General features: G+C 67.5%; 17 protein-coding genes. 15 read left to right on the forward strand and 2 right to left on the reverse strand.

Features of this window, described 5'->3' with window-relative positions:
• Positions 1-62: 62 nt before the first annotated feature.
• Positions 63-1,577, reverse strand: a complete 1,515-nt coding sequence (gene fliD / locus CFB46_RS32555) for a flagellar filament capping protein FliD (RefSeq protein ID WP_027786341.1) — start codon at positions 1,575-1,577, stop codon at positions 63-65.
• Between the two features lie 980 nt (positions 1,578-2,557).
• Here fliD and CFB46_RS32560 point away from each other — a divergent pair.
• From CFB46_RS32560 to CFB46_RS32635, 15 genes are all read left to right on the forward strand, one after another.
• On the forward strand, positions 2,558-2,971 hold the full coding sequence (locus CFB46_RS32560; protein WP_027786342.1) for a DoxX family protein: 414 nt from the start codon (positions 2,558-2,560) through the stop codon (positions 2,969-2,971).
• Positions 2,972-3,299: 328 nt separating this feature from the next.
• Positions 3,300-4,259 (forward strand): dTDP-4-dehydrorhamnose reductase family protein, encoded by a 960-nt coding sequence (locus CFB46_RS32565; protein ID WP_027786344.1) that lies wholly within the window; start codon positions 3,300-3,302, stop codon positions 4,257-4,259.
• Between the two features lie 98 nt (positions 4,260-4,357).
• A complete protein-coding gene (locus tag CFB46_RS32570) occupies positions 4,358-5,275 on the forward strand; it encodes a LysR family transcriptional regulator (protein WP_027786345.1) in 918 nt (305 codons plus the stop codon).
• Between the two features lie 181 nt (positions 5,276-5,456).
• Entirely contained in the window at positions 5,457-6,785 is a 1,329-nt protein-coding gene (locus CFB46_RS32575) for an MFS transporter (protein ID WP_027786346.1), read from the forward strand.
• An 81-nt stretch (positions 6,786-6,866) separates the two neighbouring features.
• The gene (locus tag CFB46_RS32580; RefSeq protein WP_027786347.1) at positions 6,867-7,850 is read left to right on the forward strand and encodes a succinylglutamate desuccinylase/aspartoacylase domain-containing protein; all 984 of its coding nucleotides are present in this window, start codon (positions 6,867-6,869) and stop codon (positions 7,848-7,850) included.
• A 396-nt stretch (positions 7,851-8,246) separates the two neighbouring features.
• The gene (locus CFB46_RS32585; protein ID WP_027786348.1) at positions 8,247-9,107 is read left to right on the forward strand and encodes a transporter substrate-binding domain-containing protein; all 861 of its coding nucleotides are present in this window, start codon (positions 8,247-8,249) and stop codon (positions 9,105-9,107) included.
• 91 nt (positions 9,108-9,198) lie between these two features.
• Positions 9,199-9,921, forward strand: a complete 723-nt coding sequence (locus CFB46_RS32590; RefSeq protein ID WP_027786349.1) for an ABC transporter permease — start codon at positions 9,199-9,201, stop codon at positions 9,919-9,921.
• A gap of 12 nt (positions 9,922-9,933) precedes the next feature.
• Positions 9,934-10,680 carry an ABC transporter permease gene (locus tag CFB46_RS32595; protein ID WP_027786350.1) on the forward strand — a complete coding sequence of 249 codons (747 nt, stop codon included), beginning with the start codon at positions 9,934-9,936 and terminating at the stop codon, positions 10,678-10,680.
• Between the two features lie 28 nt (positions 10,681-10,708).
• Positions 10,709-11,500, forward strand: coding sequence for an ABC transporter ATP-binding protein (locus tag CFB46_RS32600; RefSeq protein WP_027786351.1), 792 nt, complete (start codon positions 10,709-10,711; stop codon positions 11,498-11,500).
• 7 nt (positions 11,501-11,507) lie between these two features.
• Positions 11,508-13,001, forward strand: coding sequence for an HAL/PAL/TAL family ammonia-lyase (locus tag CFB46_RS32605; RefSeq protein ID WP_027786352.1), 1,494 nt, complete (start codon positions 11,508-11,510; stop codon positions 12,999-13,001).
• Between the two features lie 50 nt (positions 13,002-13,051).
• Positions 13,052-13,807, forward strand: coding sequence for a histidine utilization repressor (gene hutC, locus CFB46_RS32610; RefSeq protein WP_027786353.1), 756 nt, complete (start codon positions 13,052-13,054; stop codon positions 13,805-13,807).
• A gap of 420 nt (positions 13,808-14,227) precedes the next feature.
• Positions 14,228-15,577 (forward strand): reverse transcriptase family protein, encoded by a 1,350-nt coding sequence (locus tag CFB46_RS32615; protein WP_027786354.1) that lies wholly within the window; start codon positions 14,228-14,230, stop codon positions 15,575-15,577.
• Between the two features lie 324 nt (positions 15,578-15,901).
• Positions 15,902-16,231 carry an H-NS histone family protein gene (locus CFB46_RS32625; RefSeq protein ID WP_027786355.1) on the forward strand — a complete coding sequence of 110 codons (330 nt, stop codon included), beginning with the start codon at positions 15,902-15,904 and terminating at the stop codon, positions 16,229-16,231.
• 263 nt (positions 16,232-16,494) lie between these two features.
• Positions 16,495-17,742 carry an MFS transporter gene (locus tag CFB46_RS32630; protein ID WP_027786356.1) on the forward strand — a complete coding sequence of 416 codons (1,248 nt, stop codon included), beginning with the start codon at positions 16,495-16,497 and terminating at the stop codon, positions 17,740-17,742.
• On the forward strand, positions 17,739-18,344 hold the full coding sequence (locus CFB46_RS32635; protein ID WP_027786357.1) for a DNA-binding protein: 606 nt from the start codon (positions 17,739-17,741) through the stop codon (positions 18,342-18,344). Before CFB46_RS32630 ends, CFB46_RS32635 begins: the two co-directional genes overlap by 4 nt.
• A gap of 62 nt (positions 18,345-18,406) precedes the next feature.
• On the opposite strand, the gene CFB46_RS32640 is transcribed toward CFB46_RS32635, so the two are convergent.
• The gene (locus CFB46_RS32640; RefSeq protein WP_027786358.1) at positions 18,407-19,303 is read right to left on the reverse strand and encodes an NAD(P)-dependent oxidoreductase; all 897 of its coding nucleotides are present in this window, start codon (positions 19,301-19,303) and stop codon (positions 18,407-18,409) included.
• Positions 19,304-19,442: the final 139 nt, after the last annotated feature.

Below are 19,442 nucleotides of genomic sequence, written 5' to 3' on the forward strand. Positions count from 1 at the left end.
GGGCGCCGGCGCGCCGCCGGGCATGAACGATGTCTCCGGGCCGCGCGCACCGCGCGACCCGCTCACTTCCTGGACAGCGTGCCGTTACTGTTCGCACCGCCAAACAATCGCGTCAGGTATTGCGAGTTGGTATTCATCCGGGTCATCAGCGTGTTGAGCGCGGTGAACTGCGCCTGATACTGCCTCGTCAGTTGCGCGGCATAGTCGGACAGATCCGACTGCTGCTGCGCGACACGTTTCAGATCGGCGTTCAGTGCGGTCGTGCGCACGTCGATCATTCCGTTCTTCTTCGTGAACTGCGAGATCTGGTCGGCCAGGCGCGTGCCGATTCCATTCTCCGGATTGAACAGGCGCGCGACTCCCGACGGATTGGCGGAGAGCGCGCTGTCGAGCTTCGCGCCGTCGACGTTCAGCGTGCCGTCGCGCTCGAGCTTGATGCCGATCGACAATAGGTTCACGTGTCCGTTGCCCTTCGATGAGGGGGTACCGTTGTCGGCGCCGCGCGCGACGATCGAAGCCAACGCGTTACGGATCGTGTTCAGCGTCGAATCGCCGATCAGCGCGCCTTGCGAGCTTGCGCCTGCCGTGTAGCTCGACAGCGCGCCCATCGTCTTGACGGCGGTGTTGTACAGGCTCACGAAATTCGTGATTGTGGCTGCCTGCGACTTCGTGTCGGTGCTGACCGTCAGCGTCTGCGTATCGGTCGCGCTCACCGCGGCCGCCGACAGGTTCAGCGTGATGCCGGTCAGCACGCCCGATACCGTGTTGCTCGCGCTGGCCGATGCGATTCCGTTGAGCGTGAATTTCGCATCCTGCGCGACGGCGCTCTGCCGCCAGGCGGCCGCGCCGTTCGCCGATTCGATCTTCGACGCGCCGCCGGACGGGTCGGCCGTCGACGTGACGCCGAGATTCGACAGGCCGCTGTCGCCGGACACGTTGCCGACCGCGACGCTGATCGCGTTCGCCGCGCCCGTCTTCGACGACGCGAGCACGAGGTGCGCGCCGTCCGTGCCGTTGATGACCGTCGCGCTGATTCCCGGGTTGCCCGACGCGCCGTTGATCGCCGCCGAGATGCCCGCCAGCGTATTGTTGGTGCCGCGGACTTCGACCTTGAACGACTGGCTGCCGAGCGACAGCGTCAGCGTGCCGGTGCCGAGCGCCTTGCTGCCGTTGAAGCCGGCGGACGATAGCGCCTGCGCGGTCGCGATCTGCGTGACGCCGACCGTGTAGGTGCCGGCGACCGCGCCCGCACCCGCCGTTGCGGTCAAGCCCTTGCCGCTCGCGACGGCGTTGAACGTCGACTGCAGCGCGCCGTTCTTCAGCGACGTCAGGCCGGCCTCGAGCGCGCCGAGCGCCGACGACAACGCGCCGAACGCGGAAATCCGCGTGCTGCCGGTCGCTTGCGACGCGGCAAGCATCGCGGCCCGTCCGGCCGTCTTCGCGTTCACGAGCGTCTTGACGAGCGAGCCGACGTCCATCGCCGGATTGCCGGTCGAGCCGTTGATGATCGATTGCGCCGCCTGTTGCATCAGGCTGTTCGCGTTCGCGCCACTGTTGACGGGCGTGTTCGTTGGCATGGGTGAGCTCCGGTTGAAAGGCGATCCAGTGGCGTACGGCGGTCGAGTCGGCCTGCGGCGATCGGGGCGGGCGCGCGGCGATTCGCGTGCATGGCGCTTTCTCGTATGACGCGTCGCGTGGCTCGCGGGAGTGTCGGGAAAACGTAAGAACGAATCGGTGCGCTATCGTATTCTTAAATCGGTATTAATTAGTCATTTTTTGTAATGTTTCTTGAGGGGAATGTAGGTGGATGAATGGAAGGATGTGGAATGCTGGAAACGTGTGATGCATTTCTCACAAAGGCATGATTTATATCGAATTTATTAAAGGAATTTCGGTAGAGTGGAAGTTTGAGAAAGCATGAATGTTTGGTGACATGCTTTTCGTTGATTTCGCTAAATATAAGGCGGATGAGTCGTCTCGCAGGTCTGGTTTCCATGCGTTTTGGTCGGAGAGGCGCATTCGCGCCATGTCCGTGACTTGAAAAATAATACGGGTATCGCTGGTAAAGACGGGGAGTAACCGGGCTAAAGACGGCGTTGAGGAGTTGCGTATTGGCGGGTGCCGATGGGTCACTAGTGAAATGCGCCGTTTTGATGGCGCGTTCCAATTCAATCCGGAAATATCCACTGATTCCCATAACGTAAAAGAAAACGGACACCTTTCGCGTTGCTGAGAAACAAGGAGGCCGATGGTTTGCGTGGCCAACCACCCGTCGCACAACGGGCCGGTCTTCCCTGATTGTCAACTGATTCGAGACGGCGAATCATATTTGGACGGATTGATGATTTGCGGCGGGACAGTAGACTGCACCCGTGCTTCGCCAGAACCGATTCGGAGCGCGCCGCTACTCGCGGCGTCACCGGGCGGATTCTTCGACGGCAGGCCACGTGGCTTGCCGTCCGATTGCGCGAAGAGTTGGTCCGTAGCCGGCAGAGCGTGCCGATTGGGCGCGCAGCGGCACTGGATGCATCGAACCGTCAATTCAAGGGTGATTGTTATGCGTTACGTTTCATTGGAGTCGAAGAAGGACGAGTTGCTGCTGGCGGCTCGCGTACTGATGATGATCCTGTTCGTGCTGTTCGGCTGGCAGAAGCTGAACGGGTTCTCGGGCACGGTCGCGTATATGGCGTCGACGGGGAATCCGGCGCCCGAGCTGGCGGCCGTGATCGCGGTGGCGGTCGAACTGGTGGGCGGCGTGTTGATCGCGATCGGTTTCTATACGCGTCCGCTCGCACTGGCGTTCGCCGCCTATACGCTCGCCACCGCGCTGATCGGCCATCGCTACTGGGCGCTGCAGGGCATGGAGCAGTACATGGCGATGATCAACTTCTACAAGAACGTGAGCATCATCGGCGGGTTGTTGTTGCTCGCGTTGAGCGGGCCAGGCCGGTATTCGGTTGACCGGAAGTAAGGCGGGACGGTATTTCCGTCCGGTATCTGAAGCCCGGTGCGCTCACGCGTGCCGGGTTTCGTTTTTGCGGGCGACGGAGGAGTCGGTGCGCTGCCGACGACAGAACCGGTGTCGTGCCGAAGCCCGGCGCGCAGCGCCCGTTCGCGGCCGGAATCCGCATCGCGGATCACGCATCGTACGAAGCACGAAGCCGTTGGCCGGCGCGAAAGGCGCGAAAGGCGCGAAAGGGGCGAAGAACGGGGGCGATCGTGTTCCCGATCGGATGCGAGCCGTTCATGCGATCCAATAGGCCCGATAATCCATACGTTTCCGTGATTTATCGCCACCCATGCCAAACCAATCCCCGGTACGCAAAACCATCCTCCTCATCGGCGCTTCGGGCCTGCTGGGCCGCGCGGTTGCCGCCTCGCTGGCGCGCGAATCGTCGCTGACCCTGCTCGCCACCATCCGGAACCCGCAAACCGCCGGCGCCAAATTGCTCGCATTGCCATCCGAAAGCATTGCCGAACTGGATGTCCTCGACCAGCCATCCCTCGAACGCGTTTTTGAAACCTGCCGACCGGCAGCGGTGATTCTCTGCGCCGCCGAACGCCGCCCCGACGTCTGCGAACGCGACCCGGCCGCGGCCCGCGCAATCAACGTCACCGCACCGGCCCGCATCGGCGCGCTCGCCGCGCGATACGGCGCATGGACGCTCGGCATTTCGACCGACTACGTCTTCGACGGCCGGGCCGCGCCCTACGGCGAAGATGCCGTCCCGAATCCGCTGAACATCTACGGCCGCACCAAACTGGAAGGCGAGGCCGCGCTCCTCGCCGCGTCGCCGCTGTCGTGCGTGCTGCGCCTGCCGTTGCTCTTCGGCCCGGTCGCCGACTGGAGCGAGTCGGCCGTCACGAGCCTCGTGCCGGCCGTCGTCGCGTCGGCGCGGCCGGGCGCCGACGCGGTCGGCATGGACGCATGGGCGATCCGTTACCCGACCTATACGCCCGACGTCGCGCAGGTCATCCGTGACCTGACGTTGCGCCATCTCGCGGGTGAATCGGTGACGGGCATTCGCCATTGGTCGAGCGAGGAGCCGATGACGAAGTACGACATCGCGCGGCGAATCGCCGCCGCGCTCGGCATCGCCGCGTCGCTCGCGCCGATCGACCAGCCGACCGACGCGACGCCGCGCCCGTACGACTGCCATCTGGACGCCGCGCGCGTGCGCTCGCTCGGGATCGATTACGCGACGCCGTTCGATACGGCGCTGCGGGCCGTGCTGCGCGATGCGCCGCAGTCGCCGTAGGATCGACACCCCGGGCGGCTCGCGGCGTCCCGCCGACATCGACGAGCCGATCCGCCGAGGATCGTACAGCCGTTCAACGCCCACTCAGGAGCCCGGCTATGCAACTGAAATGGCTCGAAGACTTCGTCGAACTCGCGCGCACGCGCAGCTTCACGCGCGCAGCGGAAAACCGCTTCGTCACGCATCCGGCGTTCGGCCGCCGCATTCGCTCGCTCGAGGAATGGGTCGGCACGCGTCTGATTGCACGCACGAAGCCGCTCGAGTTGACCGCGGCCGGCACCGTGTTCCTCGACGCCGCGTCGAACGCGCTCGACATTCTGCACGGTGCACGCACGCAATTGCAGGAGGCGTCGCCGGTGCTGGAAAACACCCTCCGGATCGCGACCGGCCGCACGCTGTCGGCGACCTTCTTCCCCGACTGGTACGACGAGACGGTTGCGCGCGCAGGCTTTTTCACGGCGACCGTGTCGACCGGCAGTGCGGAGGAAGCGATCCTGCAGTTGACGGCCGGCGAGGCCGATATGCTGATCGTCTATTCGAGCCCGCACACGCGGCTGCTGATCGATCGCGACCGCTTCGACTGGCTGTCCGTCGCACGCGAGGTGCTGGTGCCCGTCAGCGCACTCGATGCGCGCGGCAGCGCGCGCTACCGGCTGCCGGCCGGGCAGGCGCCGGTGCCGTGGCTCGCGTTCGCCCGCACGCTGACGCTGCGCGCGGTGCTCGCGCGCCATCTCGCCGAAATGCCGAACCGTCCGACGCTGCGGCCCGTGTACCAGGCCGATTCGTACGAAGCAATCCTCGCGATGGCGCGGCGCGGGCTCGGCCTCGCGTGGCTGCCGCAGCGGCTCGTCGCGGACGACGTGCGGCGCGGCGAACTCGCGATCGTCGGCGGCGCCGACTGGCAGATCGGCTTCGACGTCGCGCTGTACCGGCGCCGGAACGAATCGCATCCGGTCCTCGACGCGATCTGGCGCACCGCGCCGTCCCGCGACGACGGCGGGGCGCCAGCCGGTTGAACCCGCCGGCGGCTCGCGCGGCGCGCGATGCGCCGATCAGCACGATTGCGTGCCGAAACGGCACGAACGCACGCGCCGCGGTGCCTACACTCCGCGCTTGACTGGCCCGAACGGCCGCCGGCAACCGCCGCGCGCCGTCTTTCACAATCCTGACGGCCAGCATCAATGGAGGAGCACAGGCATGACCCGCAACCCGCACGCCGCGCAGCCGGCCCCGCACAATCCGTGGCGCGAGATCTGCGCCGCGAGCATCGGCAACGCGCTGGAGTTCTACGACCTGCTGATCTACGGCTATTTCGCGATCGTCATCGGTCAGCTGTTTTTCCCGACGCACGACGCGGCCACCTCGCTGTTGCTGTCGGTCGGCACGTTCGGCATCTCGTTCGTCACGCGCCCGCTCGGTTCGATCGTGCTCGGCAGCTATGCGGACCGCGCGGGCCGCAAGGCCTCGCTAACGATCTCGATCGGGCTGATGATGCTCGGCACCGCGATGATTGCGTTCGCACCGACGTATGCGCAAATCGGCATCGCGTCGCCGCTGCTGATCATCGTCGCGCGGATGCTGCAGGGCTTCTCGACGGGCGGCGAATTCGGCGCGGCGACCGCGTTCATGGTCGAGCAGGCCGACGCGAAGCGGCGCGGCTTCTTCGCGAGCTGGCAGATGTCGACGCAAGGGCTCGCGACGGTGCTCGCAGCCGGCGTGTCCGCGCTGCTGAGCCTGCTGCTGACGGCCGATCAACTGCATGCCTGGGGCTGGCGCGTCGCATTCGCGGTCGGGCTGCTGATCGGCCCGGTCGGGCTGTACATCCGCCGCAACATCGACGAACCGGCCGATTTCCGCCGGCTCGGCGAGGCCGGGCGCGCGAAGTCGCCGCTGCGCGACGTGTTCGTGCGCGATCGCGCGAACATGCTGCTCGGCGCGGGCGTGGTCGCGACGGCCACGGCGTTCAACTACGTGCACAAGCTGTACATGCCGACGTATGCGGTGAAGCAGCTGCATATCCCGGCCACGTCGTCGTATCTCGGCGCGGTCGTCACGGGGGCGATGCTGATGATCGCGGCGCCCGTCGTCGGGCACCTGTCGGATCGGTTCGGCCGCATTCGCGTGATGCTGATCGCGCTGATCCTCGTCGGCGTGACGACGTGGCCGCTGTTCGTGATCCTGAACCGCTATCCGAGCGTCGAAACGCTGCTCGCGGTGCAGGCGCTGGTCGGCTTGCTGATCGCGGTGAGCCTTGCGCCGCTGCCGGCGCTGCTCGCGGACATCTTCCCGACCAGCACGCGCGGCACGGGCCTCGCGCTGTCGTACAACTTCTCGGTGACGCTGTTCGGCGGCTTCGCACCGCTGATCGTGACCTGGCTGATCGACGCGACGCATAACAAGCTGGCGCCGAGTTTCTACGTGATGGCGACGGCCGTGCTCGGCATCACGTCGGTGATTTCGCTCGGCCGCCGGATGCGCGGCGCGGCGGCCGGTGCCGCGACGACGACGCGCGCGACCGAGGCGTGATGCGCCACGCACGTACCCGATTCCGGCGTGACCGGCCCGCGCCGGCCGCGCCTTTTCCGAACCCTGACGAATCCTTCCGACATGACCACGCTTGAAGCCATCCGCGCCGCGCTGCCGGCCTATCCGATCGAAGTGGCCTTTCCCGACATCTCGCGCTGGCACGCGGGCAATACGGGCATCGACTATCTGCACACGTTCGACAGCGGCAAGCCCGGCAAGCACGTGATGATCCTCGCGCTGACGCACGGCAACGAAGTCAGCGGCGCGATCGCCGTGGACGCGCTGCTGGCGGCCGGCCTGCGGCCGGTCGCGGGCCGGCTGTCGCTCGGCTTCGGCAACGTCGGCGCGTACGAGCACTTCAGCGCGGAGAACGCCGACGCGACGCGCTACCTCGACGAAGACATGAACCGCGTGTGGACGCCGGCCGCGCTCGACGGCACGCGCGACAGCCGCGAGCTGGCGCGTGCGCGGGCGATGCGGCCGCTGCTCGACACGGTCGACCTGCTGCTCGACATTCATTCGATGCACGAAGCATCCGCGCCGCTGATGATGACGGGGCCGCTCGAGAAGGCGATCGCGCTGGCGGCCGCGCTCGGCACGCCGGAGCACGTGATCGTCGATCGCGGCCATGCGAACGGCACGCGGCTGCGCGACTACGGCGGCTTCGGCGATCCGGCGAGCGCGAAGAACGCGCTGCTGATCGAGACGGGGCAGCACTTCGCCGCGAGCGCGCGCGACGTTGCGCTCGACAGCGCCGCGCGCTTCCTGCTGCAGGCAGGCGTCGTCGCGCGCGACGATGTCGCGGCGTTCCTGACGCAAGCCGCGCCGGTCCGGCAGAAGTTCATCGAAATCACGGAGCCGGTCGTCGCGCGTTCGATGGATTTCCGGTTCTCGCAGCCGTTCACCGGGCTCGAAGTGATCGCGAAGGCAGGCACCGAGATCGCCCGCGACGGCGACGACGCAATCGTCACGCCGTACGACAACTGCGTGATCGTGCAGCCGTCGATGCGCCATCTCGGCGTGAACGTCACGATGATGCGGCTGGGGCGGCTGCTCGAACGCTGAGTCGGGCCGCCAGGCGCCGGCCCGTACCGGCAAGCTGTCGTCAAAACCGGCCCCGGACGGCGCACCGCGGCCGACCGCAGATGTCCGTCCCGGACGAGCCGGCGGAAATCGACGCGTGTGAGAGACGCCGAACGACCAACCCGTCCGGCGATCGAATTCGAAATTTGTCTAGTCATCCTTGAGATTCGGCCGCTCGAATTGCACCAAACGTGTGCCGGAATTCCCCGTAACGATGCACGCCGGACCCCTGAAATTAGGGGATTTCCCGCGTTTACCCGGTTTTTATTGATCGCCGCTTGTCTCGCTGTTTTTCTTCTTGCATGCTTGTATAGACAAATTCCTGAGGCGGCTTGCTGCACCGAAGGGATGGCGAACTTCAACGCAAGGAGAAATCTCGTGAACGGCAAGCGCATCAAGTGGGCAATCAGGGCGATCGGCGTCATCGCGGCCGCGGCGGCAACGCTTGCGGCACCGGTGCAGGCAAAGGAATGGAAGACGGTGACGGTCGCGCTGGAAGGCGGCTACGCGCCGTGGAACCTCACGCTGCCGGGCGGCAAGCTGGGCGGTTTCGAGCCGGAACTGCTCGCCAACGTGTGCGAGCGCGTCAAGGTGCAGTGCAACATGGTCGCGCAGGACTGGGACGGGATGATTCCCGGCCTGCAGGCCGGCAAGTTCGATGTCCTGATGGATGCGATTTCCATCACGCCGGAGCGTGAAAAGATCCTGCTGTTCTCGCGTCCGTACGCGGCGACGCCGGCGACGTTCGCCGTCACCGATACGAAGATCCTGCCGAAGGCCGCGCCCGGCGCGCCGATCGTCAAGCTCACGGGTGACGCCAACGCGGACAAGCCCACCGTCGACACGCTGCGCAAGCAATTGAAGGGCAAGACGATCGGTATCCAGTCGGGCACCGTCTACACGAAATTCATCAACGACAGCTTCAAGGACATCGCGTCGATTCGCGTGTACAAGACGTCGCCCGAACGCGATCTCGATCTGGTCGCCGGGCGCATCGATGCATCGTTCGACGACGTCACGTACTACGCGGCGAACAACGCGAAGAAGGACAACGCATCGATCGTGCTCGCGGGGCCGAAGCTCGGCGGCCCGATCTGGGGGCCGGGCGAGGGGCTCGCGTTTCGCAAGCAGGATGCCGACCTGAAGACGAAGTTCGATACGGCGATCGCCGCGGCGCTCGCGGACGGCACCGTGAAGAAGCTCGCCGACAAGTGGTTCAAGACCGACGTCACGCCGTAAGCGCGCGTTCGGGCGCCGCCGCGTAAGTCGCCTGACGACGCGCGGCGGCACGCATCCAGCGGATTCACTCAACGCATGCCGGGAGGCACGCATGGCGATTCTTGAAATGCTCGGCTTCGGATCCGAAGGCTGGGGCGGTGTGCTGCTGCTCGCCGCCCTGATGACGGTCGCGCTGACGCTTGCCGCGCTCGCGGTCGGCGCGGTGATCGGCGCGGCGATCGCGGCTGCGAAGCTGTCGCGCTACCGCACCGCCCGCCTGCTCGGCGATCTGTATACGACGGTATTTCGCGGCGTGCCCGAACTGCTCGTCATCTATCTGTTCTACTTCGGCGGTTCGACGCTCGTGACGACCGTCGGCCAGTGGTTCGGCGCGGAAGGTTTCATCGGCGTGCCGCCGTTCGTGATCGGCGCGCTCGCGGTCGGGATGATCTCGGGCGCCTATCAGGCCGAGGTATATCGCGCGGCGGTGCTCGCCGTGTCGAAAGGCGAGCTCGAAGCGGCGCGCGCGATCGGCATGCCGCGCGGCATGGTGCTGCGGCGCATCCTGGTTCCGCAGGTGCTGCGCTTCGCGCTGCCCGGTATCGGCAACGTGTGGCAACTGAGTCTCAAGGATTCCGCACTGATCTCGGTCACGGGTCTTGCCGAGCTGCTCCGCACGAGCCAGATCGCAGCCAGTTCGACTCACCAGTACTTCGTGTTCTTCGTCGCGGGCGGCGCGTTGTATCTGCTGATGACGGGCTTGTCGAACCGCGTGTTCAACCGGGCGGAAGCGATCGTCGGCCGGTCGTTCCGCCGCAATTTCGCGCGCAACTGACGGAGAACGAGCATGTCCATCGATTTCGCTTTTCTCCTCGATACGCTGCGCCAGCTGCTCGCGGCCGTGCCGACCACGCTCGGTCTGTTCTTCGCATCGCTCGTGCTCGGCGGCCTGCTGTCGCTCGTGATCGTCACGATGCGCGTGTCGCCGCGCTGGCTGCCGAACCGCTTCGCGCGTGCCTACATCCTCGTGTTTCGCGGCTCGCCGCTGCTGATCCAGATGTTCCTCGTGTATTACGGGCTCGGCCAGTTCGGCGTGATCCGCGAGAGCTTCATGTGGCCGGTGCTGCGCGAGCCGTACGTATGCGCGGTGCTGTCGCTTGCGCTGTGCACCGCCGGCTACACGGCCGAAATCCTGCGCGGCGGGTTGATGGCCGTACCGGTCGGGCAGATCGAGGCCGGGTATTCCATCGGCCTGTCGGGCTTCTCGCTGCTGCGGCGCGTGATCGGCCCGATCGCGCTGCGCCAGTGCCTGCCGGCGTACTCGACCGAGGCCGTGCTGCTCGTCAAGTCGACCGCGCTGGCGAGCCTCGTCACGGTGTGGGAAGTGACGGGCGTCGCGCAGCAGATCATCCAGCAAACCTACCGGACGACCGAGGTGTTCGTCTGCGCGGCCATCATCTACCTAGGCCTGAACTTCATCGTCGTGCGTCTGCTCGGCGCGCTCGAATGGCGGCTCTCCGGGCACCTGCGTGCGCCGAAGCCGTCCGGTGCGCCCGCCGCGGCGACGCGCAATCCTCAGCGCGCCGCATCCTGAGCGTCCCCGTCCTTTTGAAGAGAATCCGATGAACACCCCTGCTCCCGTTGCGCTGTCGGTCAGAAATATCCACAAGTCGTTCGGCGATCATCATGTGTTGAAGGGCATTTCGCTCGATGCGCACGAGGGTGACGTCATCTCGATCCTCGGCGCGAGCGGATCGGGCAAGAGCACGTTCCTGCGCTGCCTGAACCTGCTCGAGACGCCCGACGACGGCTCCGTCGCGCTCGCAGGCGAAGAACTGGCGATGAAGCGTGCACGCGACGGCAAGCTGCATCCGAGCGACCGGCGCCAGGTCGACCGGATCCGCTCGCAGCTCGGCATGGTGTTTCAGAACTTCAACCTGTGGTCCCACATGACGGTGCTCGACAACCTCGTCGAGGGGCCGCTGCGCGTGCAGAAGCGCAGTCGCGCGGAAGCGGTGGAGGAGGCCGAGGCGCTGCTCGCACGCGTCGGCCTCGCCGACAAGCGCGGCTACTATCCCGCGCACCTGTCGGGCGGCCAGCAGCAACGTGTCGCCATTGCCCGCGCGCTGGCGATGCATCCCAAGGTGATGCTGTTCGACGAACCGACGTCGGCGCTCGATCCCGAGCTGGTCGGCGAGGTGCTGCGCGTGATGCGCTCGCTGGCGGAGGAAGGGCGCACGATGCTGGTCGTCACGCATGAAATGGGGTTTGCACGCCACGTGTCGAATCGCGTGATGTTCCTGCATCAGGGTGAGGTCGATACGGACGGAACGCCCGACGAAGTGTTCGGCGGGCAGACCTCCGAGCGCTTCCGGCAATTCGTGTCGAGCCATCACGACCGCACCGCGAACTGAGGCTGCCATGACCGTATTCCGTGGGGCGCGGCCGCTCGACTGGCGACAGGTCGCGGCCGTGGCGGCCGGCGAGCCGCTGGCGTTGGCCGACGATGCGCGCGTGCGCGTCGTCGCCGCTCGCGAACTCGTCGACGAGATCGTCGCGCGCGGGATTCGCGCATACGGCGTCAATACCGGCGTCGGCGCGCTATGCGACGTGATCGTGTCGCCGGCACAGCAGAGCACGCTGTCGCACAACATCCTGATGAGTCACGCGGTGGGCGTCGGCATGCCGCTCGGTGCAGCCGAAACGCGCGCGATCATCGCGGCCGCGATCAACAACTATGCGCACGGGCATTCGGGCGTCCGCGCCGACGTCGTCGAACAGCTCGTCGCGCTGCTCGAGCACGATTGCCTCCCCGAAGTGCCGGCGCACGGCTCGGTCGGGTATCTGACCCACATGGCGCACGTCGCGCTCGTCTGCATCGGGCACGGCCATGCGCGCCATCGCGGCGAACGCCTGCGCGGCGACGAGGCACTGCGGCGCATCGGCCGCGAACCGCTGGTCCTCGGCGCGAAGGAAGGGCTGAGCCTGGTCAACGGGACGCCGTGCGTCACGGGGCTGGCGGCGTTTGCGCTGGCCCGCGCCGAACGGCTGCTCGACTGGGCCGACTGGATCGCGGCGATGAGCTTCGAGAACCTCGGCGGGCAACTCGCCGCATTCGATCCGGCTTCGCTCGCGCTGCGGATTTCGCCCGGTATCGGGCAGGTCGGCGCCCGTTTGCGTGCACTGCTGGCGGACAGCGGCATGCTTGCCGCGGCGAGCGGCCGGCATACGCAGGATCCGCTCAGCCTGCGCACGATTCCGCACGTGCATGGCGCGGCGCGCGACGTGTTCGACGTCACGGCAGAGGTCGTCGACCGCGAACTCGCGTCCGTCACCGACAATCCGATCGTGGCCGGCACGCGAGAGGCGCCGGCCGTGCATTCGCAGGCGCACGCGGTCGGCGCGGGCATCGCGCTCGCGATGGACAGCCTCGCGGCGGCGATGGCTCAGGTCGCGGCGATCGCCGAGCGGCGTCTCGACCGGCTCGTGAATCCGCTCGTCAGCGGGCTGCCGGCGTTTCTTGCCGCGCCGGGAGGCAGTTGTTCGGGGTTCATGATCGCGCAGTACACGGCGGTCGCGCTGGTCGCGCAGAATCAGCGGCTTGCCGCGCCGGCGAGCCTCGACGGCGGCATCACGTCGGGGCTGCAGGAAGATCACCTGTGTCATGCGACGCCGGCCGCGCTGAAGGCGCTCGACATCATCGAGAATACGACGCGCGTGCTCGCGATCGAGCTGCTGGCCGCCGCGCAGGCGTGCGACCTGCAGCCGGACGAAACGGGGCGGGCCGCGGCGACCGACGCGCTGTGGCGGCATGTGCGCGCACGCGTGCCGGCGTATCACGACGACCGGCCGCTCGCGGACGATATCGCGATCGCGACCGGCATCGTCGCCGGTGTGCCGCCGTCGTTGCAGTGACGACGATCGAGGACGGGCCGATCTCCCAACATTCATTCGGTCGAGGGCGCATGAGCGAAACGGAACGCAAACTTTCCGCGCGGCCGGCGAAGGCGTCGGCCGACACCGTGCCGGCGCGGGCATTGCCGGCCTATCAGCAGATCAAGCGCTACGTCGTCGAGCGGATCGCGAAGGGCGACTGGAAGCCCGGCGGCGCGATCCCGACCGAGGCCGAACTGGTCAAGGAATTCGGCGTGGCCCGGATGACGGTGTCGCGCGCGCTGCGCGAACTGACGGCCGAGCGCGTGCTGACGCGCATTCAAGGGGCCGGCACGTTCGTCGAGCGCCGGCATTACGAGTCGACGGTGCTGGAGATCCGCAACATCGCGGACGAGATCGCGGAGCGCGGCCATCGGCACAGTGCGCGCGTGCTGCTGATCGAGCGCAGCGTCGACCCGGACGCGATCGATGCGCTCGGGCTGCGCACCGGGCCCGTGTTTCATTCGCGCATCGTGCATTACGAGGAGGACGAACCGATCCAGTTCGAGGATCGCTACGTCAATCCGGCCTTGTTTCCCGCGTATCTGGAGCAGGACTTCACGATCGAGACGCCGAATCATTACATGGTGCGCCTGGCGCCGATCCAGCGTGCGGAGTTCCGGATCTACGCGGAGAAGCCCAATGCGCAGGTGCGTCGGCATCTCGTGATGGAAATCGGTGAGCCGTGCTTGCTGCTGCGACGCCGCACGTGGGTCGGCGAGCAGGTCGCCACGTCGGTCAGGCTGTGGCATCCGGCGTCGCGGTTTCATCTGGCGGGCAACATGTAGGGAAGCGAGATGGGTCAGCGCTGAGCGGACCGTTTGCCGCTTCAGTCGGCGATGGCCGGTGCCTCCGCATGGATCGGGATGGCGCAATGCCGTACCTGCATCGAAAGGCGATACACTGCGCGGGTTCCCGATTCGGTCGGGAGCGTCGGGCAAACGAGCGACCGCATCGCGGCGCCGGCGCGCATCGCGCATCGTCCGGCTCGATTTGACACCTGGCGTCGCCGGCCGTTAAAGTCGCCGACGCGGGGCGGTGGGTCAAGCACACGCCCGGAACAGGCAGCCGATGTTCCAGGACTACGGGGCTACCCCGTGGATCAGATCGATACGCCGATGCGTCGCAAGCGCGCAAGTTGCGCGTTGCGCAACGACGGCTCTCGCAGCACCAGCCACGTTGACTCATCGTCCCGCCTCCCTTTTCCCATGCACTCATCCCTGCGCGACACCACCCGCACGATTGCCGAGGCGATGCTCGCCGGTCCGCCCGAACGCGACGGCGTCGTCGCCCGGCTGGCCGCCGTGCTCGGCGAAGCGTCGCCGTGGACGCACGAATGCGCGAACCTCGCGCTCGCGCGCTTCGGCACGAACTGGGCCGATACCGATACCGACGTGCTCGCGGCGGTCCTGGCCGAGGCGCCCGCGTTCGTGCGCGCATGGTATGGCGACCGTCGGCCGGCGGTGATCCGCATCGTGCGGCGGCCGCTGGTCCAGCGACCGTTGCCGGCGCCGCTCGCCGGCTGCGACGTGCCGCAATGGCCAACGCCCGGCGATCTCGCCGGCTGGCTCGGCGTGAGCGCGCCGGAACTCGACTGGCTGTCCGATCACTGGCGCGTCGATGCGCGCGGCAGCGCGACGCCGCTGCATCACTACACGTACGTCGCGGTCGACAAGCGCAGCGGCGGGTGCCGCCTCGTCGAAATCCCGAAGGGGCGGCTGCGCGAAGCGCAGCGCCGCATCCTGCACGGGCTGCTCGATCGCATTGCGCCGCACGGCGCGGTACACGGTTTTCGCAAGGGGCACGGGATCGTGTCGTTCGCGGCGCCGCATGCGGATCGCGATGTGGTCGTGCGCTTCGATCTCGCGGATTTCTTCGTGTCGGTGCGCGCCGCGCGCGTGCATGCGTTGTTCGCGACGCTCGGGTATCCGGCCGAAGTCGCGCGTGCGCTCACCGGGCTGTGCACCAATCGCGTGCCGTCGGCGCGGCTGCTCGCGCCGGACCTGCGCGACCGGTTCGACTGGATCGGCCGCCAGCGCTACCGCGAACGGCATCTGCCGCAGGGTGCGCCGACGTCGCCGGCGCTCGCGAACCTGTGCGCGTTCCGGTTCGACATGCGGCTGGCCGCGCTCGCGCGTTCGCTCGATGCGACCTACACGCGCTATGCGGACGATCTCGCGTTTTCCGGCGGCGGCGCGCTCGCGCGCGACCTCGAGCGGTTGCAAGTCCGGGTCGCCGCGATCGCACTCGAGGAAGGCTTCGCGCTGCACTTGCGCAAGACGCGCGTGATGCGGCGCGGCACGCGCCAGCAACTGGCCGGCGTGGTCGTCAATCGTCATCCGAACCTGGCGCGCGACGCGTTCGATCACCTGAAGGCCATCCTGACCAACTGCATCCGGCGTGGCCCGGCGTCGCAGAATCGCGACGCGCATCCGGATTTCCGTGCGCATCTGGCCGGACGCGTCGCGCATGCGACCGCGCTGAATGCGGCACGCGGCGCGAAGCTGCGCGCGCTGTTCGACCGGATCGCGTGGGAAGCCGACGGCGCGGACAGCTGAACCGTCGGGCCCGCATCGACGCCGGCCGGCGACTTCTGCATCGCGACGCCGCGCACTGCTATCATTCGCGCCATGCCGCACCCGTGCCTGGTGCGGCGATCACCTGCCGCCGCCGTCCGCCCGGTGCATGCGTACGCGGCGTGCCGCCCATTGCCGGCCTGGTCCTGTCTGTCAGTGACGCACGACGTCGTTTAGTGCGCATCGCGCAAATCATGCCGGCTCAGGTGGACGATTCACCTATTTGACAGCCCCGATCGGCGGAACTTCGTGGTAGGTTCGGCCATCGGAGCTTTTTGCAAAAACATGCCCAAAGAGGATGAATACATGACCCAGGCCCTGCAGGAACTCGAAGCACAACTTCGGGACCTGAACATCAAGCTGTCAGAGGCGAAGCAGAAGGAGAAGCAAGCCGCGCTCGCGGCCTTCAAGGAACAGGTCGAGTTGTTGGGAATTTCGCAGCAGGAAGTGCTGAGCGCGCTCGGCTACATCGTTCAGCGCAAGCGCAAGGCGCCTGCCAAGTACTACGATCCGTCGACCGGCCGCTCATGGTCGGGGCGCGGCCCGCGGCCGAAATGGCTCGACGGCAAGGATCTCGAAGCGCTCGCCGTCGACCGCGAGGCCAAAACCTGGTGGCCGGGGGACGATCAGGGCTGAAGCCCGCGCCGCAGGGCCATCCGGCGCCGTTTGGTTCGCGCCGGCGGCTCGGCCGGCAATCCCCCGCCAGCCTGCAGTCTTGCATCCGGTGTCCGGCCTGATCGCGACATCGCCGGCCTTGCCGCCGCACCGGATCCCCGTTTCCCTTTCTCCTTTCCACGCGTTGCTCGCCAGCCGTCCGGCCAGCGCGGGCCGACGCGCGCGCCTCGGTCGTTCGCCGGCACAGGCCTTAGAATGTCGCCGGACATTCGTGGCAGGACACCATGGCAGCAAACATGAAATCTTCGGCGCTCGGCGGCCCGTCGGCCCCGCGCGTGGAGCAGGTCGGGGCGTACGCGTGGAAAGCGCTGGCCGGATCGGCGATCGGCTATGCGATGGACGGCTTCGACCTGCTGATCCTCGGCTTCATGCTGCCGGCGATCACGGCGGCGCTGCACCTCACACCCGGGCAGGGCGGCGCGCTGGTCACGTGGACGCTGATCGGCGCGGTCGCGGGCGGCATCGTATTCGGCGCGCTGAGCGACCGCTACGGGCGCGTGCGCGTGCTGACCTGGACGATCCTGCTGTTCGCGATCTTCACCGGCCTGTGCGCATTCGCGCAAGGCTTCCAGGATCTGCTCGTCTATCGCACCATCGCGGGCATCGGCCTCGGCGGCGAGTTCGGGATCGGCATGGCGCTCGCGGCCGAAGCGTGGCCGGCCGGCAAGCGCGCGCGCGTGTCGTGCTACGTCGCGCTCGGCTGGCAGGCCGGCGTGCTGCTGGCCGCGCTGCTGACGCCGTTTCTGTTGCTTCACATCGGCTGGCGCGGCATGTTCGTGGTCGGCGTGTTGCCGGCGCTGCTCGCCTGGGCGATGCGCAACAAGCTGCACGAGCCCGAAGCGTTCGTGCAGCGCGCGGCGCAGCCGAAGTCCAACGCCTTCCGCATGCTCGTCGCCGACGGCCGCACCGCGCGCACGAGCCTCGGCATCGTGATCCTGTGTTCGGTCCAGAATTTCGGCTACTACGGAATCGTGATCTGGCTGCCGACCTTCCTGTCGAAGCAGATGGGCTTCTCGCTGACGAAATCGGGACTGTGGACGGCGGCGACCGTCGTCGGGATGATGATCGGCGTCTGGGTGTTCGGCCAACTGGCCGACCGCATCGGCCGCAAGCCGACGTTCCTGCTGTACCAGCTCGGCTCGGTCGTGACGGTCGTCGCGTATGCACGGCTGTCGGACCCGACGGCGATGCTGTGGGCCGGCGCGCTGATGGGCATGTTCGTCAACGGGATGGTCGGCGGCTACGGGACGCTGATGTCGGAAGGCTATCCGACGGCCGCACGCGCGACCGCGCAGAACGTACTGTGGAACATCGGCCGCGCGGTCGGCGGCTTTGGTCCTGTCGCGGTCGGCGCGCTCGCCGCGCGCTACTCGTTCCAGACGGCCATCGCGCTGCTCGCCGGCCTCTACGTGCTCGACATGGTCGCGACGCTGTTCCTGATCCCCGAACTCAAGGGCGTCGAGCTCGAATGAGCGCGATGCGCGCCTGCGCCGCCACGATTTCACCGGAAACCACGATGCAACGGAACAACAGGACGATCGGCGTGATGGGCTCGGGCAAGGAGCCGTGGCTCGCGTTTTCGGAGCCGCTCGGCGCGTGGCTCGCGCAGGCCGGGTTCAACCTGCTGACGGGCGGCGGGCAGGGCGTGATGCTGGCGGTCGCGCGCGCGTTCGCCGGCGTGCCCGGTCGGGCTGGCCGATCGATCGGCATCCTGCCGACGCAGGCCGATCCGGTCGCGGGCTTCGTGCCGCTCGACGGCTATCCGCATCCGTTCGTCGACATTCCGGTCCTCACGCCGCTGCCGCGCCGGGAACCGGGCGCGGCTCCGGACACGATCAACCGCAACTATGTGAACGTGCTGAGCAGCGACCTGATCGTCGCGCTGCCGGGCGGGCACGGCACGGCCGAGGAAATTGCGCTCGCGCAGCGCTGGCGCAAGCCGCTCGTCTGCTTCGGGCCGGACGGGGCGTTTCGCTCGCTTGCCGCGGACGCGGTGTGCACGTCGTCGCTCGACGACGTGATCCGGTTCGTGGCAGACGCGTTTTCGGCGGAGCAGGCGCAGGCGCTGCGATAGGTCAGGTCGCGCGATCGGCTTCGATCGCAGGCGTTGCGGCCTCCACGCGCCACTGCCGGTGCTTAGCGCCGCCGGTCGTCCAGCAGGTCGAGCACCTGCGCCCAGTCGAACGGCAGCAGTGCGGCATAGTCGAGGCCACGTTCGGCCATCCTGTCGACGAACCGATCCTGCACGCGCGCGCACGCGTCGCTCATCTCCGGTGCGATGCCGCCTTCGCGTAGCGTTTCGGCTACTTCGCGCATTTCCGCCGCGCGCCGGCGGCCGTGCTCGGCAACGCGGCCGATCAGGTAGCCGGGCAGGTCGGGCGACGTCGCGAACCGGTCGAAGGTCTGCCGCAACGATGCGAGCACGAGCGCATCGGCCCCGTACGCGCGGGCGGCGCCCAGGCATTCGACGGTCAGCGCCTCGATGCCCTTGATCATCACGCTGCGGCACATCTTGGCCGCCGACGCGACGCCGACCCGGGGCGATACGGCCCGCGCGTTGAAGCCGAGCGCTTTCAGTTCGTGCGCGACCGCTTCGGCCTGCGGGCCGCCCAGCAGCATCGGCACCGCGAGCCCGTCAGGCGGCACGGGCGCCATCACGGCCGATTCGACATAGCGGCCGCCGGCGGCTTCGATCAGCCGCTGGCCGTGCAGCTTCAGCGCGGGCGACACCGAGTTGATGTCGATGAAGGTCTGGCCCGGCCGGATGCACGCGGCCACGGCTGCGGCGACGTCGGCATCGGACGATGCGGTGACGGCGGAGACGATCCACCGCGCATCGCGGATCGCGTCGGCGACGCTCGGCGCGGCCTGCACGTTCAGGCGTGCGGCCTTGTCGCGCATCGCCGGCGCGGCGCGCGCGTCGTCGAGTTGCCGGTCGTACATCGTCACGCGCAGATTCCGCGCGGCCAGCGCACCGCCGAGCAGGCCGCCGGCCTCGCCGAATCCGATGAACGCGAGCGTCGATTCGTTCATGCGTGTCGCTCCTTCAGAACCTGGGTCGGGCAAAAGCCGTGTCGCGCTCGCAACGTCGGTATCCGGGTCGTTGATGACGCTATCGAGAATCGACGCCGCGCCGATCGGCCGGTGCTGGATATTGTCGGCTGACGGCCGG

The organism is Burkholderia sp. HI2761, from assembly GCF_002223355.1.
Classification (GTDB): Bacteria; Pseudomonadota; Gammaproteobacteria; order Burkholderiales; family Burkholderiaceae; genus Burkholderia.